Annotated in this window: 11 protein-coding genes; 4 read left to right on the top strand and 7 right to left on the bottom strand. The window is 59.5% G+C overall.

The features are described from left to right. Positions 1–16: 16 nt before the first annotated feature. Both diaA and dolP read left to right on the top strand, forming a co-directional pair. Positions 17–607, top strand: a complete 591-nt coding sequence (diaA, locus tag ABUK12_RS19605; protein ID WP_410013380.1) for a DnaA initiator-associating protein DiaA — start codon at positions 17–19, stop codon at positions 605–607. A gap of 9 nt (positions 608–616) precedes the next feature. Then, a complete protein-coding gene (gene dolP, locus ABUK12_RS19600) occupies positions 617–1,192 on the top strand; it encodes a division/outer membrane stress-associated lipid-binding lipoprotein (RefSeq protein ID WP_410013379.1) in 576 nt (191 codons plus the stop codon). Between the two features lie 41 nt (positions 1,193–1,233). On the opposite strand, the gene mtgA is transcribed toward dolP, so the two are convergent. The 4 genes from mtgA to ABUK12_RS19580 form a co-directional block, all read right to left on the bottom strand. Beyond that, on the bottom strand, positions 1,234–1,962 hold the full coding sequence (mtgA, locus tag ABUK12_RS19595; protein ID WP_410013378.1) for a monofunctional biosynthetic peptidoglycan transglycosylase: 729 nt from the start codon (positions 1,960–1,962) through the stop codon (positions 1,234–1,236). After that, complete coding sequence (elbB, locus tag ABUK12_RS19590) at positions 1,959–2,612, bottom strand: isoprenoid biosynthesis glyoxalase ElbB (RefSeq protein ID WP_410013377.1); 654 nt, start codon at positions 2,610–2,612, stop codon at positions 1,959–1,961. The genes mtgA and elbB overlap by 4 nt, the downstream gene beginning before the upstream one ends. A gap of 229 nt (positions 2,613–2,841) precedes the next feature. Then, entirely contained in the window at positions 2,842–5,175 is a 2,334-nt protein-coding gene (gene arcB, locus ABUK12_RS19585) for an aerobic respiration two-component sensor histidine kinase ArcB (RefSeq protein ID WP_410013376.1), read from the bottom strand. Between the two features lie 81 nt (positions 5,176–5,256). After that, positions 5,257–6,183, bottom strand: a complete 927-nt coding sequence (locus tag ABUK12_RS19580) for a TIGR01212 family radical SAM protein (protein ID WP_410013375.1) — start codon at positions 6,181–6,183, stop codon at positions 5,257–5,259. A 678-nt stretch (positions 6,184–6,861) separates the two neighbouring features. Between ABUK12_RS19580 and gltB the strand changes: the two genes are divergently transcribed. Beyond that, positions 6,862–11,322: a glutamate synthase large subunit gene (gene gltB, locus ABUK12_RS19575; RefSeq protein ID WP_410013374.1), complete on the top strand. Its 4,461-nt coding sequence runs from the start codon at positions 6,862–6,864 to the stop codon at positions 11,320–11,322. Between the two features lie 10 nt (positions 11,323–11,332). After that, on the top strand, positions 11,333–12,751 hold the full coding sequence (locus ABUK12_RS19570; RefSeq protein WP_410016723.1) for a glutamate synthase small subunit: 1,419 nt from the start codon (positions 11,333–11,335) through the stop codon (positions 12,749–12,751). Between the two features lie 103 nt (positions 12,752–12,854). Here ABUK12_RS19570 and sspB read toward each other — a convergent pair whose 3' ends face one another. The 3 genes from sspB to rpsI form a co-directional block, all read right to left on the bottom strand. Beyond that, a complete protein-coding gene (sspB, locus tag ABUK12_RS19565) occupies positions 12,855–13,352 on the bottom strand; it encodes a ClpXP protease specificity-enhancing factor (protein ID WP_410013373.1) in 498 nt (165 codons plus the stop codon). A 3-nt stretch (positions 13,353–13,355) separates the two neighbouring features. Next, positions 13,356–13,997, bottom strand: a complete 642-nt coding sequence (gene sspA / locus ABUK12_RS19560) for a stringent starvation protein SspA (protein ID WP_410013372.1) — start codon at positions 13,995–13,997, stop codon at positions 13,356–13,358. A 336-nt stretch (positions 13,998–14,333) separates the two neighbouring features. Continuing rightward, positions 14,334–14,726 carry a 30S ribosomal protein S9 gene (rpsI, locus tag ABUK12_RS19555; protein WP_162366275.1) on the bottom strand — a complete coding sequence of 131 codons (393 nt, stop codon included), beginning with the start codon at positions 14,724–14,726 and terminating at the stop codon, positions 14,334–14,336. Positions 14,727–14,730 lie beyond the last annotated feature (4 nt).

The raw sequence follows: 14,730 nt of genomic DNA, 5'->3' as shown, positions 1-14,730 counted from the left end.
ATTAGGCTTAACTACCGTGCTGGAAAGAATCAAAGGTTGTTTTACAGAAAGTATCCAAACCCAAATCGCGGCGGCGGAGGCCTTGCCCGACGCCATCTCCCGCGCCGCCACGGCCTTGGTGCAAGCGCTGCTCACCGGCAATAAAATCCTGTGCTGCGGCAACGGGACATCCGCCGCCAACGCGCAGCATTTCGCCGCCAGCATGATCAACCGTTATGAAACCGAGCGGCCAAGCCTGCCGGCCGTGGCGTTAAACGCCGACAGCGTAGTGCTGACCGCTATCGCCAACGACCGCCTGCATCAGGAAATCTATGCCAAGCAGGTGCGGGCGCTCGGCCAGGCCGGCGATATCCTGCTCGCCATTTCCACCCGGGGCAATAGCCGTGATATTGTGAAGGCGGTGGAGGCGGCGGTAACGCGCGATATGACCATTATCGCCCTGACCGGTTACGACGGCGGCGAACTGGCCGGCCTGCTCGGGCAGCAGGACGTTGAAATCCGTATTCCTTCACACCGCAGCGCGCGCATACAGGAGATGCATATGCTGACGGTTAATTGCCTGTGCGATCTTATTGACAATTCATTGTTTCCTCACCAGGACGATTAAGGAGCTCAAATGAAGGTTCGTTTCCCCTTTGTACTGCTGTTCACCGCCCTGTTGCTGCAGGGATGTGTCGGTGCGGTGGTCGTCGGCAGCGCGGCGGTGGCAACGAAAACCGCCACCGATCCCCGCACGGTAGGCACCCAGGTCGATGACGGCACGCTGGAAGCCCGCGTCGGCAACGCCCTGGCCAAAGACGCGCAGATCAAGAAAGAAGCGCGTATTGTGGCCACCGCCTACCAGGGCAAGGTGTTGTTGACCGGCCAGGCGCCCACGGCTGAACTGGCCAATCGGGCCAAACAAATCGTGGTAGGCGTGGACGGCGCCACGGAAGTGTATAACGAAATTCGCCTGGGGCAGCCGGTCAGCCTGGGACGCGCCTCGATGGATACCTGGATCACCACCAAGATCCGCTCGCAGCTGCTGGCCAGCGATGCGGTGAAATCATCCAATGTCAAAGTGACCACCGAGAATGGCGAAGTCTTTTTGCTGGGACTGGTGACCAATGAAGAGGGTAAGGCGGCGGCGCAAACCGCCAGCCAGGTCAGCGGCGTCAAGCACGTCACCACCGCGTTTACCTTTATCAAATAAATAGCGGGGCGGGTTCTCCCGCCCGCCCTTTCCCCTGGCGCTCAGCGCAGGCGATTTTCCCTCAGGTAGTCCTCTCCCCCCATCTGGCGCATCTGGCGCATGATCCATTGCTGGCGCATCTGCACATAACGCGACGGGGCATTGGCGCGAAAAAGCAGCGGATTCGGCAATACCGCCGCCAGCAACGCCGCTTCCGCGGCGGTCAACCGGCTGGCGGGCTTGTGGAAAAAACGCTGCGCCGCCGCTTCCACGCCAAAGGTCCCCTCGCCAAATTCGGCGATATTCAGATATACCGTCAGGATACGCCGTTTGGTCCAGAGTCCTTCCATGGCCAGGGTAATGCCGGCTTCAAGGCCTTTGCGCGTCCAGCTGCGTCCGTTCCATAACAGCAGGTTCTTCGCCGTCTGCTGGGAAATGGTGGACGCGCCGCGCATCCGCTGGCTGCGTTCATTATGCGCCGCGGCCGCCTGGATAGCGTCGATATCAAATCCCCAATGCCGGGCAAACTTCTGGTCCTCGGCCGCAATCACCGCCAGCGCCATGTTCGGCGAAATATCGCTCATGCCGACCCAGTCGGAATGGGCGACATAGGCAAAATCGCCGTGCAGCCAGGCGCCCAGTTGCCGTTCCATCATCACCGCCGAAAAGGGCACCGGCAGAAAAGCAAACAGCACCACCGCCGCCAGCCACGCGCCGACAAGCGCAGCGCACCCCGCCAGCAGCCATTTCGCCGCGCGCCATGCGGAAAACCGGCCGCCTGCGATCCTCATGCGGTGAATTCCAGTACCCGTGCCACCAGTTTATCGATGCCCTTCGCCGCCTCGGTGATGGAGGTGGCCAGCATATAGCCGGGCGTGGTGATCACTTTATTGTCGGCATCGACCACAATATCATCCACCGGGCACACCACATGGATGCCCCCCATGTCTTCGATCATTTCCGCGGTATCGTTATCCGTGCCGATGGTTAACCGCAGCGGCGTATCAATCAGTTTCGGCAACAGCGCCGGGGCGATGCAAATAAAACCGATTGCTTTACGTTGTTTATGTATTTCCTGCGTCAGACGACGCAAATCGGCATCCACGTCGCCCTCGTTCCCTTTGCCGGCGATATCGCTCAGGTTCAGCACGGCGCCGAATCCACCCGGCACGATCAGCGCGTCCAGCTCATCGGCGCGCGCCTCCGCCAACGGACGTATCTGGCCGCGCGCGATACGCGCGGATTCAACCAGGACATTGCGTTTTTCGGTCATTTCCTCGCCGGAAAAATGATTAATAACATGGGCCTGGAGTTTATCCGGCGCAAAACACACCGCCTGCGCCCCGGCGCGGTCCAGGGCCAGTAACGTCAGTACCGCTTCGTGAATTTCACTACCGTCATTCACGCCACATCCGCTTAAAACGACGCCAACGCGTTTCATAAATATCCTCGCTTCCATCAGGCCGGTGAAAATATTATTTCTATTGACAAAGTCTATTCTACATCCCAAATTTTAATGGTTCTTGTAACATTACAGCGTTCTTTTGCTATGTTGATAATTAACGCTTAACGAATATTACCACCCCGCCAACCAACAACACCTGAGAATGGGCGGGCAACAGTTTCCCTGGTGTTGGCGCAATCTTCGCGCACCCCGGCCTAGGTCGGGGTCATTTTTTTTCAGCCTTCCGTACCCACTCCCGCAGCGTCTGCACATCGTTACGCCACTCCTGCCCCAGTTCGTCCACCCACTCCTGCACGTTATCCCACCAGGCCGGCAGTTCCGGCGATTGGATCTGCTGGGCCAACTGCTGCAGGTGCAGCAGGCCGATGGAACCGGCGGCGCCTTTGATCTTATGGCCTTCCTCGGCGATGCCGTGCCGATCGCGCGCGGTCATATTGGTCGACAGCAGAGTCATATACCCCGGCATCATCTTCTCGAACATCTCCAGGCCCTGGTATATCAGGGACGGTCCCACCAGGTCCAGATACTGCTCCAGCATCGCGGTGTCCAGTATGGCCTGCGCCGCCGGCGCTCCGGCGGCATCCTCCGCGTCGGCGGGCCGATCGCCGGGATGATCCCAGAAGCGCTGGATGACCTCGGTCAGGGCCGATACCGCCAGCGGCTTGCTCAGCACATCATCCATGCCGGCATCGAGGTACTCCTGTTTGTTTTTCAGTACGTTGGCGGTCAGGGCGATCAGCGGCGGCAAATCCCGCCCGGCGTAGCGCCGGCGCAGCTCGCGGGAGATATCCAGCCCGGTCATATCCGGCAACTGGATATCCAGCAGCACCAGGTCATATTCATCGGGATCAAACATCTCCAGCGCGTCGCGGCCGGTCATCGCCACATCCACGCTGCTGCCCAGTTTTTCCAGCACCGAACGCGCCACCACCACATTCAGCTCAATGTCCTCCACCAGCAGTACGTTGAGCGCCGGCAGCGGCAGGTCATCTTCGTCGTCCTTCGGCTCAGGCCGCACTTCCGGCGCCGTGATGGACAAGCTGAAACACGAGCCTTTGCCCGGCTGGCTTTTTACCTGGATATCGCCGCCCATGGCCTGCGCCAGGCGTTTTGACACCGCAAGGCCGATGCCGGTGCCGGTGGCGGGCTTGCCGCCGTTCTGATCCTTGACCTGGTAATACATGGCGAAAATCTTGTCCTGCTCGTCCTCGGGAATGCCGATACCGGAATCCTCCACGTCAAAGCACAGCAGATCGTCTTTTTCGCGCCGGACGCGAATAATAATTTCACCGCTGCGGGTAAATTTCACCGCGTTGCCAATCAGATTCCACAGGATCTGGCGCAGGCGGGTGCCGTCGGCAAGAATGGCGGCCGGCAGCGGCGCGCAGGGCTGCATCACCAGCGTCAGCCCCTTGGGCTGCACCAAAAGGCCGGACAGGTTCTCCAAATCGGTCAGGAAGGCGTTGAAATCCATCGGCTGGTTATCCAACTGCACCTTGCGCCGCTCCAGTTTATCCATTTCGATAATATCGTTGAAGATATTGCCGAGGGTGATGGCGCTGACGTGAATGGTCTTCAGGTAATTGAGCTGCTCCTGATCCAATTGGGTATCGAGCAGGATGCGGCTTAAGCCGACGATGCCGTTAAGCGGCGTACGCAGCTCGTGGCTGATCGTTGAGATAAAGGTGGTCTTCTCCCTGCTGGCGTTCTCCAGCGCGTCCTGGTAGCGCTTACGCTCGGTTATATCGCGGCCGAAACCCATCAGGCCGTGTCGTTTGCCCACCCGGTCGTAAAAAGGCACCTTGCGCAGTTCAAAACAGGCCTTGCGTCCGTCGGGATAGACCAGCCACTGCTCGTAGGTCAGCGAGACATTATGGCGGAACACCTTCTCATCGGTTTCGATCACTTTTTCCGCGATATCCGGCGCATACACATCGCGTGGGGTCAAGCCTACCAGCTGCTTCTCGCTTTTCCCCACCAACAGTTCCGTCGCGCGGTTGCAGCCGGAAAATTCCTTGTTTTCATTGCGGTAATACACCAGGTCGGGCGAGGCGTCCAGGAAAGAGCGCAGCAGCGACGACTGCTGTTCCAGCTCGATTTGCGCCTGTTCGCGCCGGGCCATTTCCTCGGTCAGTTTATCCATGGCGCGCTGGCGGGCGTCCTCCGCCTTCTCGCGATCGGCAATCTCCTGGTTCAAATGCGCGATATTGTCCTGCAACTGCTGGTTGAGCTGCAGGTCGCGGTTGCGCATTTCCTCCAGTTTATCCACCAGCCGCGCCAGCCGCTGGCGGGATTCCTCCAGTTGCTCAACCACCACCGAGAGAAAATACACCGCCCAGGGCGTGATCAGCAGGCCGAAAAAGATCGAGCGCACCACGTCGATGCTTTCAACCTCGCCGCGCAGCAGCATGGTCACGGCCATCTGCACAATCATGGCCAGCACCACCAGCGCCGACGCCAGCAGCAGCGAAAAACGGACCAGCCCCAACTTGACCATCAGGTCGACGTAATATTGCGCCAGCAGGCGGATTTGCTTCATAGCGGTTTCCTTGGGTGACGATGCCGTCAATCATACCGTAAAAAACGATACCGTAGGTGACGTCGCGGGGGGAGAAGGCGGTCAGGCCCCGGGCAAGAACGGCATGCCCAGGGCGCTGCCCTGGCCGCCCCGCGCTTTGAGGTCATTGTACAGCGCATTCATCCCGTTCCAGTGATTGGCGCACCACAAAGGTGCAAGCAGGGTCGGCGGACGGGCGCTGGCGCTAATACGGTGGAAAATAACCTGCGCGGGGGTATGGCGGATCATCTCGCCGGCAATGGCGGTATAGTCCTCCAGGCTTAGCGCGGCAAGACGCCCCGCCCGCCAGGCCCTGGCCATCACGCTGCCCTCGACCAGCAGCAGCGGATGCAGCTTCAGGCCGTCGACGCCCGCCGCCAACACCCGATCGAGGGTGGACAGGCATTCCGCCGCCCCCTCGCCCGGCAAGCCGACAATCAGGTGCGTGCACACGCGCAGGCCCCGCGCCCGCGCCGCCGCCACGGTATGGCGATAACAGGCAAAATCATGACCGCGGTTGATACGGCGCAGGGTTTTATCCTGCGCGCTTTGCAGCCCCAGTTCCAGCCAGACCTCATACCCCTGGCGCTGGTAGCCGGCCAGCAAGTCCAATACCTCGGGCGGCGCGCAATCCGGACGGGTGCCGACGCAGATGCCGACGATATCGGCCTGCGCGAGCGCCTCGCGGTAGAGACGGTCTAAAACCCTCACTTCTGCATAAGTACTGGTATAGGCCTGAAAATAGGCCAGGTAGCGTTTGGCCCGGTCGGCGTTGCGCGCCTGGCCGGCTACCTGCTCGCCGACGCTGCGGAACTGGCTTTGTTCGTCGGCAAAAGAGGCGACATTGCAAAACGTGCAGCCCCCGCGTCCGAGGGTACCGTCGCGGTTGGGACAGCTAAACCCCCCGTGCAGCGAGAGTTTATACACTTTCTGGCCGTAGCGGCGCAGAAGATCGCCGCCAAACATATTGACTACCTGCAGCAACTGCATATTCTGGTTATCCCGGCCGGTTGAGGTCGTCCAGACTAGCCGGTTTGCCCGCCGGCCGCGATGATATCGATCAATACCCGTCGCCGTCGCCGGCCGTATCGCATATTTATGCAAAGAAGGTGAGAATAAAATCAATTCTCATCGATTAAAATTTCTTATTTTCTCCCGGCGAATCATTCATAATGTCACTATCGCGACAAAACAGAGCCATACACGCCAGAAAACACGCTAGCCAGCAGATCCTGCTGTTATGGGACCTAGCACTAGCATGGTGCAGAGATACTAGCGCTGCACTACAGTGAGACAGCGCATATCGGCGCCGGCCGCTCCCGCCGCCCAGACGACGGTCAAACCGGCTTTAATTAGATTATTATCAACTGGTTAATAGTGTTTTCAGGCGATTTAAGCCCCTTTCTAGCGGGATTTGACCTGCGTGGTGTTTATCGTTAATTTGGAAGGCCGCTGGAAGAATTCTGGACGGGTTAACGACTCGTCATAGTTATGCAGTTATGAAGACTCCTTCTTAAAGCAAGTCGTTTATCACGAGCAAAGACCGCCACGATGAGGTTACCTGGAGAGAGTGGAACAGCAGGACGTTTAATCCGCTGCCGCTCAATACGGATACGCCTCCTCGCAGTAGGTTGTGAGAGTCACCTGGAGCCTGGGGAGGTCCACGATATGTTGTACGATGAATCCCAAGAGAAGGACAACTGCGGCTTCGGCCTGATTGCCCATATAGAAGGCGAGCCCAGCCACAAGGTGGTCCGAACCGCTATTCATGCGCTGGCCCGTATGCAGCATCGTGGCGCCATCCTGGCCGACGGCAAGACCGGCGACGGCTGCGGTCTGCTGTTGCAAAAACCCGATCGCTTCTATCAGATGGTGGCGCTGGAGCGCGGCTGGCGGCTGGCTAAAAACTACGCCGTCGGCATGATATTCCTGAGCCGCGATGAAGACGAAGCCCGCGCCAGCCGCCGGATTGTCGAAGAGGAACTGCAAAACGAAACGCTGTCGATAGTCGGCTGGCGCGAGGTTCCCATCAATCCCGATGTGCTGGGTGAAATCGCACTCTCCTCGCTGCCCCGTATCGAGCAGATTTTTGTCAACGCACCGGCGGGTTGGCGTCCCCGTGATATGGAACGCCGCCTGTACGTGGCGCGCCGCCGTATAGAAAAGCGCGTGGCCGACGACAGTTTTTACGTCTGCAGCCTCTCCAATCTGGTGACCATTTATAAAGGCCTGTGCATGCCGGCGGACCTGCCGCGCTTTTACCTGGATCTGGCGGACCTGCGGCTGGAATCGGCCATTTGCCTGTTCCACCAGCGCTTCTCCACCAATACCGTGCCGCGCTGGCCGCTGGCGCAGCCGTTTCGCTACCTGGCGCACAACGGCGAAATCAATACCATCACCGGCAACCGGCAGTGGGCGCGGGCGCGCGCCTATAAGCTGAAGACGCCGCTAATCCCGGATTTGCAGGACGCCGCGCCGTTCGTTAACGAAACCGGCTCCGACTCCAGTTCGCTGGATAATATGCTCGAGCTGTTCCTGAGCGGCGGCATGGACCTGATCCGCGCCATGCGCCTGCTGGTGCCGCCTGCCTGGCAGAACAATCCCAATATGGACCCGGAGCTGCGCGCCTTTTTCGATTTTAACTCCATGCACATGGAACCCTGGGACGGACCGGCGGGGCTGGTGATGTCCGACGGCCGTTTCGCCGCCTGTAACCTGGACCGCAACGGCCTGCGCCCGGCGCGTTATGTCATCACCACCGATAAGCTTATCACCTGCGCCTCCGAAGTGGGCATCTGGGATTACCAGCCCGACGAAGTGGTGGAAAAAGGCCGCGTCGGACCGGGCGAGCTGATGGTGATCGATACCCGCAACGGGCGTATCCTGCACTCGGCGGAAACCGATAACGACCTGAAAAGCCGCCATCCCTATAAAGAATGGATGGAAAAGAACGTGCGCCGCCTGACGCCGTTTGAGGAGTTGTCCGACGATCAGGTCGGTCACCGCGAGCTGGACAATACCCTGCTGGAAACCTACCAGAAGCAGTTCGGCTATTCCAATGAGGAGCTGGACGCCATTCTGCGCGTACTGGGCGAAAACGGCCAGGAAGCCACCGGCTCCATGGGCGACGATACCCCCTTTGCCGTGCTGTCGAGCCGCCCGCGCGTAATTTACGATTATTTCCGCCAGCAGTTCGCCCAGGTGACCAACCCCCCCATCGACTCGCTGCGCGAAGCCCACGTCATGTCGCTGGCCACCTGTATCGGCCGGGAAATGAACGTGTTCTGCGAAGCGGAAGGCCAGGCGTTCCGGCTGGCGTTTAAATCGCCGATCCTGCTCTACTCCGATTTTACCCAGTTGACCACCCAGGAAGAGCATCATTACCGCGCCGACAAGCTGGATATCACCTACGATCCCAGCGAGCGCAATATGCACGAGACGCTGCTCAAGCTGTGCGACGACGCGGAAGAGAAAGTGCGCCAGGGCACGGTGCTGCTGGTGCTGACCGATCGGGCCATTTCCCCCACCCGGCTGCCGGTGCCCGCGCCGATGGCGGTGGGCGCCATCCATACCCGCCTGGTGGAAAAAAACCTGCGCTGCGACGCCAACCTGATCGTGGAAACCGCCAGCACCCGCGACCCGCATCATTTTGCGGTGCTGATTGGCTTTGGCGCCACGGCCATCTATCCGTACCTGGCCTATGAAACCCTGGCGGCCATGATCGACAGCGGCACCATCGAAAAAGATTACCGTACCGTGATGCTGAACTACCGTAACGGCATCAACAAGGGCCTGTATAAGATCATGTCCAAGATGGGCATCTCCACCGTGGCGTCGTACCGCTGTTCCAAGCTGTTTGAGGCCGTCGGCCTGCATCGCGAACTGACGGATCTGTGTTTCCAGGGCGTGGTCAGCCGTATCGGCGGCGCCAGCTTCAGTGAATTTGAACAAGATTTGCTGAATCTCTCCAAACGCGCCTGGCTGAAACGCAAACCGCTGGATCAGGGCGGCCTGTTGAAGTATGTCCACGGCGGCGAATACCACGCCTACAACCCGGACGTGGTCAAGACCCTGCAGCGGGCGGTGCAAAGCGGCGAGTACGGCGAATACCAGCAGTACGCCAAGCTGGTCAACGAACGTCCCATCGCCATGCTGCGCGACCTGCTGGCCATCAAGCCCGACGGCAACGCCGTGTCCCTGGACCAGGTGGAGCCGGCGGAAAACCTGTTCAAACGTTTTGACACCGCCGCCATGTCCATCGGCGCCCTCAGCCCGGAAGCCCATGAATCGCTGGCGCAGGCCATGAACAGCCTGGGCGGCTTCTCCAATTCCGGCGAAGGCGGCGAAGACCCGGTCCGCTACGGTACCAATAAGGTCTCGCGCATCAAACAGGTCGCCTCCGGGCGCTTCGGCGTCACGCCGGCCTACCTGGTCAACGCCGATGTTATCCAAATCAAGGTGGCGCAGGGCGCCAAGCCGGGCGAAGGCGGCCAGCTGCCGGGCGATAAGGTGACCCCGTATATCGCCAAGCTGCGTTATTCGGTGCCCGGCGTGACGCTGATTTCCCCGCCGCCGCATCATGATATTTACTCCATCGAGGATCTGGCGCAGCTGATTTTCGATTTAAAACAGGTCAATCCAAAGGCGCTGATTTCGGTCAAACTGGTTTCCGAGCCCGGCGTGGGCACCATTGCCACCGGCGTGGCGAAGGCCTATGCGGATTTAATCACCATCGCCGGCTACGACGGCGGCACCGGCGCCAGCCCGCTGTCGTCGGTAAAATATGCCGGTTGCCCGTGGGAACTGGGCCTGGTGGAAACCCAGCAGGCGCTGGTGGCCAATGGCCTGCGCCATAAGATACGCCTGCAGGTGGACGGCGGCCTGAAAACCGGCCAGGACATCATCAAAGCGGCGATCCTCGGCGCGGAGAGCTTCGGCTTCGGCACCGGTCCGATGGTGGCGCTGGGTTGTAAATACCTGCGCATCTGCCATTTAAACAACTGCGCCACCGGCGTGGCCACCCAGGATGAAAAGCTGCGCCGCGATCATTATCACGGCCTGCCGGAACTGGTGACCAACTACTTCCGTTTTATCGCCCGGGAGACCCGCGAAATCATGGCGGAGCTGGGCGTGACCCGGCTGGTGGATCTTATCGGCCGCACCGATTTACTGCTGGAGCTGGACGGCATTTCCGCCAAGCAGCATAAGCTGGACCTGTCGCCGCTGCTGAAAACCGCCACCCCGCATCCGGGCAAGGCGCTGTATTGCACGGAAAGCAGCAATCCGCCGTTCGACAAGGGACTGATGAACAAAACCCTGGTCGAACAGGCCATGCCCCATGTGGAGCTGCGCCAGAGCAAGACGTTTTATTACGATATCCATAACACCGATCGCTCGGTGGGCGCCTCGTTGTCCGGCGCCATTGCCGCGCAGCACGGCGACCAGGGCTTATCCGCCGATCCGATCAAGGCCTTTTTCACCGGCACCGCGGGCCAGAGTTTCGGCGTGTGGAACGCGGGCGGCGTGGAGCTGACCCTGACCGGCGACGCCAACGATTATGTCGGCAAAGGCATGGCCGGCGGCAGTATCGTTATCCGTCCGCCGGTGGGCTCGGCGTTTCGCAGTCATGAAGCCACCATTATCGGCAATACCTGCCTGTACGGCGCCACCGGCGGCAAGCTGTTTGCCGCCGGCCGCGCCGGCGAGCGCTTTGCGGTGCGTAACTCCGGCGCCATCACCGTGGTGGAGGGCATCGGCGACAACGGATGTGAATATATGACCGGCGGCATCGTCTGCGTGCTGGGTCGTACCGGCGTCAATTTCGGCGCGGGCATGACCGGCGGCTTCGCGTATGTCCTTGACGAAGAAGGCGATTTCCGCAAGCGGGTGAATCACGAACTGGTGGAAGTGCTGGACGTGGAGCAATTGGCCATCCATGAAGAACACCTGCGCGGCCTGATTACCGAACATGTCCAGTTGACCGGCTCCCATCGCGGGGAAGAAATCCTGGCCGACTGGCCGGCCTGGGCATCGAAATTTACCCTGGTCAAACCAAAATCGAGTGATGTGAAAGCGTTGCTGGGTCACCGCAGCCGTTCTGCGGCAGAGCTTCGCGTGCAAGCGCAGTAAGAGGTTAATGATGAGTCAAAATGTTTATCAATTTATCGACTTGCAGCGTGTGGATCCGCCTAAAAAACCGCTCAAGATCCGGAAAATTGAGTTTGTGGAAATCTACGAGCCGTTCTCGGAATCGCAGTCCAAGGCGCAGGCGGACCGCTGTATTTCCTGCGGCAACCCTTACTGTGAGTGGAAATGCCCGGTACATAACTACATTCCCAACTGGCTGAAGCTCGCCAACGAAGGCCGGATTATCGAAGCGGCCGAGCTGTCGCACCAGACCAACAGCCTGCCGGAAGTGTGCGGACGCGTGTGCCCGCAGGATCGCCTGTGCGAAGGCTCCTGTACGCTGAATGACGAATTCGGCGCGGTCACCATCGGTAATATCGAACGCTATATCAACGATAAGGCGATTGAAATGGGCTGGAAGCCCAACGTGTCGGGCATTGTGTCCACCGGCAAGCGGGTGGCGGTGATCGGCGCCGGTCCCGCGGGGCTGGCCTGCGCCGACGTGCTCACGCGCAACGGCGTACAGGCGGTGGTGTTCGACCGCCATCCGGAAATCGGCGGCCTGTTGACCTTCGGCATCCCGTCGTTCAAGCTGGAAAAAGACGTGATGATCAAACGCCGCGAGATATTCAGCGAGATGGGCATTGAATTTCGGCTGAATACCGAAGTCGGCAAAGACATCATGATGAGCGATCTGCTGGGCGAGTTTGACGCGGTGTTCCTGGGCGTCGGCACCTATCAGTCCATGCGCGGCGGCCTGGAAAACGAGGACGCGCCCGGTGTTGTGGACGCGCTGCCGTTCCTGATAGCCAATACCAAGCAGCTGATGGGCTTTGAAAACCCCGAGTCGGCGCCTTACGTCAGCATGGAAGGCAAACGCGTGGTGGTGCTGGGCGGCGGCGATACGGCGATGGACTGCGTGCGCACCTCGATACGCCAGGGCGCAACCCATGTGATCTGCGCCTATCGCCGCGATGAGGAAAACATGCCCGGCTCGAAACGCGAAGTGAAAAACTCGCGCGAGGAAGGGGTGGAATTTATGTTCAACCTGCAACCGGTCAGCATCGAAATCGATGCCGCCGGTAAAGTGTGCGGTGTGAAGATGGTACGCACCGCCATGGGCGAACCGGACGCGCACGGCCGTCGGCGCGCCGAGATTATCGCCGGGTCGGAGCACGTGCTGGCGGCGGATACGGTGGTCATGGCGTTTGGTTTCCGTCCGCACAGTATGCAGTGGCTGGCGGATTTCAGCGTCGAGCTGGACAGCCAGGGACGGATTATCGCGCCGGAAGGCACCGAAACCGCGTTCCAAACCAGTAATCCGAAGATTTTCGCCGGCGGCGACGCGGTGCGGGGTTCCGATCTGGTGGTGACCGCCATTGCCGAAGGCCGCAAGGCCGCAGATGGCATCATGAACTACCTGGAAGTGTGATTGCCGCTAAGGCCCTCCCGCTCCGCCAGGGGCGGGAGGGCCTTGCCGTTACGGGTACGGATGAAATCGTTCCCGCCGTGATGGGCGCAGAGGGGCCTTTGGCTTATTTCACGACCCGCAGCGACGGACGCCCGCCACGCGGCGGCGTTGGCGGCTCGTCATCGGGATGATAGTCATCATCGCTATCAGGACGGTCGCCGTCAATAATGGACATGACCGTTTCCGGCGCGTTACCCAGGGTCGACGCATCTTCCGCCACGCCATTTTGCTCATAGCCGACTTCCGGCTCAAACATGGTGCCGGCGCCGTTTTCGCGGGCATAAATGGCCAGCACGGCGGCAATGGGCACATTGACCTGACGCGGGATACCGCCGAAGCGCGCGTTAAAACTCACTTCGGCGTTGGTGAGCTCGAGACTTGCCACCGCCCGGGGGGCGATATTGAGGACGATTTGTCCGTCACGGGCAAATTCCATCGGCACCGAGACGCCGTCCACCGTGACATCCACCACCAGGTGCGGCGTCAGGTGGTTGTCCAGCAGCCACTCATAGAACGCCCGGAGCAGGTAGGGGCGGCGTGGGGAGAGTTGAGAGACTTCCATACCTTAGCCCCGGGTTTGCAGGCGCATTTCGCGCTCAGCTTCGGTTAAGGAGGCCAGGAAAGCGTCACGCTCGAATACGCGCGTCATATAGCCCTTGAGCTCCTTGGCGCCGGCGCCGGCCAACTCGATCCCCATCTGCGGCAAACGCCACAGCAGTGGGGCCAGGTAGCAATCCACCAGGCTGAACTCTTCGCTCATGAAGTACGGCGCTTCGTTAAATACCGGCGCTACGGCCAGCAGCTCTTCACGCAGCTGGCGGCGGGCGCCTTCCGCTTCCTGGGCGCTGCCCTGCTCGACCTTGCGCATCAGGGAGTACCAATCGTTTTCGATGCGATGCATCATCAAACGGCTGGTGCCGCGCGCGACCGGATAAACCGGCATCAACGGCGGATGGGGAAAACGCTCGTCAAGATATTCCATGATGATGCGCGATTCATACAGGGTCAGTTCGCGATCGACCAGGGTCGGCACGGTGCGGTAAGGGTTGAGGTCAATCAGGTCCTGCGGTAGATTATCAAGTTCTACCTGCTCAATTTCGACACTGACACCTTTTTCCGCCAGTACGATGCGTACTTGATGGCTAAAAATGTCGGTCGGGCCAGAAAACAGCGTCATCACCGAACGTTTGTTGGCAGCGACAGCCATGAAAACCTCCAAGTTTATCTAGAAAATACCGCGAATAGCCAACTAACCCGGCTACTATCCTGAAATTGTTTGACTGTTAATTCACCTGGCGCCACGCTGCCCATCGCAACCGCGGCAAGCGCTGCTTGCGGCATCATGATAAATCGCCGGCGACATCAACAGACATAAAAGTGTTTAACAGTTTACCAGATTTTTGCATGTTTAGGGGGATGGCGTGTGGCAAATCGCGTTGAATACATCGACGCAATCAGATATTTGGCGTTAAATCAACGCTCGGGAAATAAAAAAGCCCGGACCGTGCCGGGCTTTGTCAGCTGTAATAATAACAGCCGGGAATTAACGTTTGGAGAACTGCGGACGACGACGTGCTTTACGCAGACCGACTTTCTTACGTTCAACCTTACGGGCATCGCGGGTAACGAAGCCGGCTTTGCGCAGTTCTGCGCGCAGCGATTCGTCATATTCCATCAGTGCACGGGTGATACCGTGACGGATTGCGCCTGCCTGACCGGAAATGCCACCGCCGGTAACGGTGATGTACAAATCCAGCTTTTCAACCATGTCGACCAGTTCCAGCGGCTGACGAACTACCATGCGGGCAGTTTCGCGACCGAAGTATTGATCCAGACTACGCTGGTTGATAACGATGTTACCGCTACCCGGCTTCATGAAGACGCGTGCGGAGGAGCTTTTGCGGCGACCAGTGCCGTAGTATTGATTTTCAGCCATTGCC

The organism is Sodalis sp. C49, from assembly GCF_046352915.1.
GTDB lineage: Bacteria > Pseudomonadota > Gammaproteobacteria > Enterobacterales > Enterobacteriaceae > Acerihabitans.
This window is presented reverse-complemented; position numbering and strand designations above follow the sequence as displayed.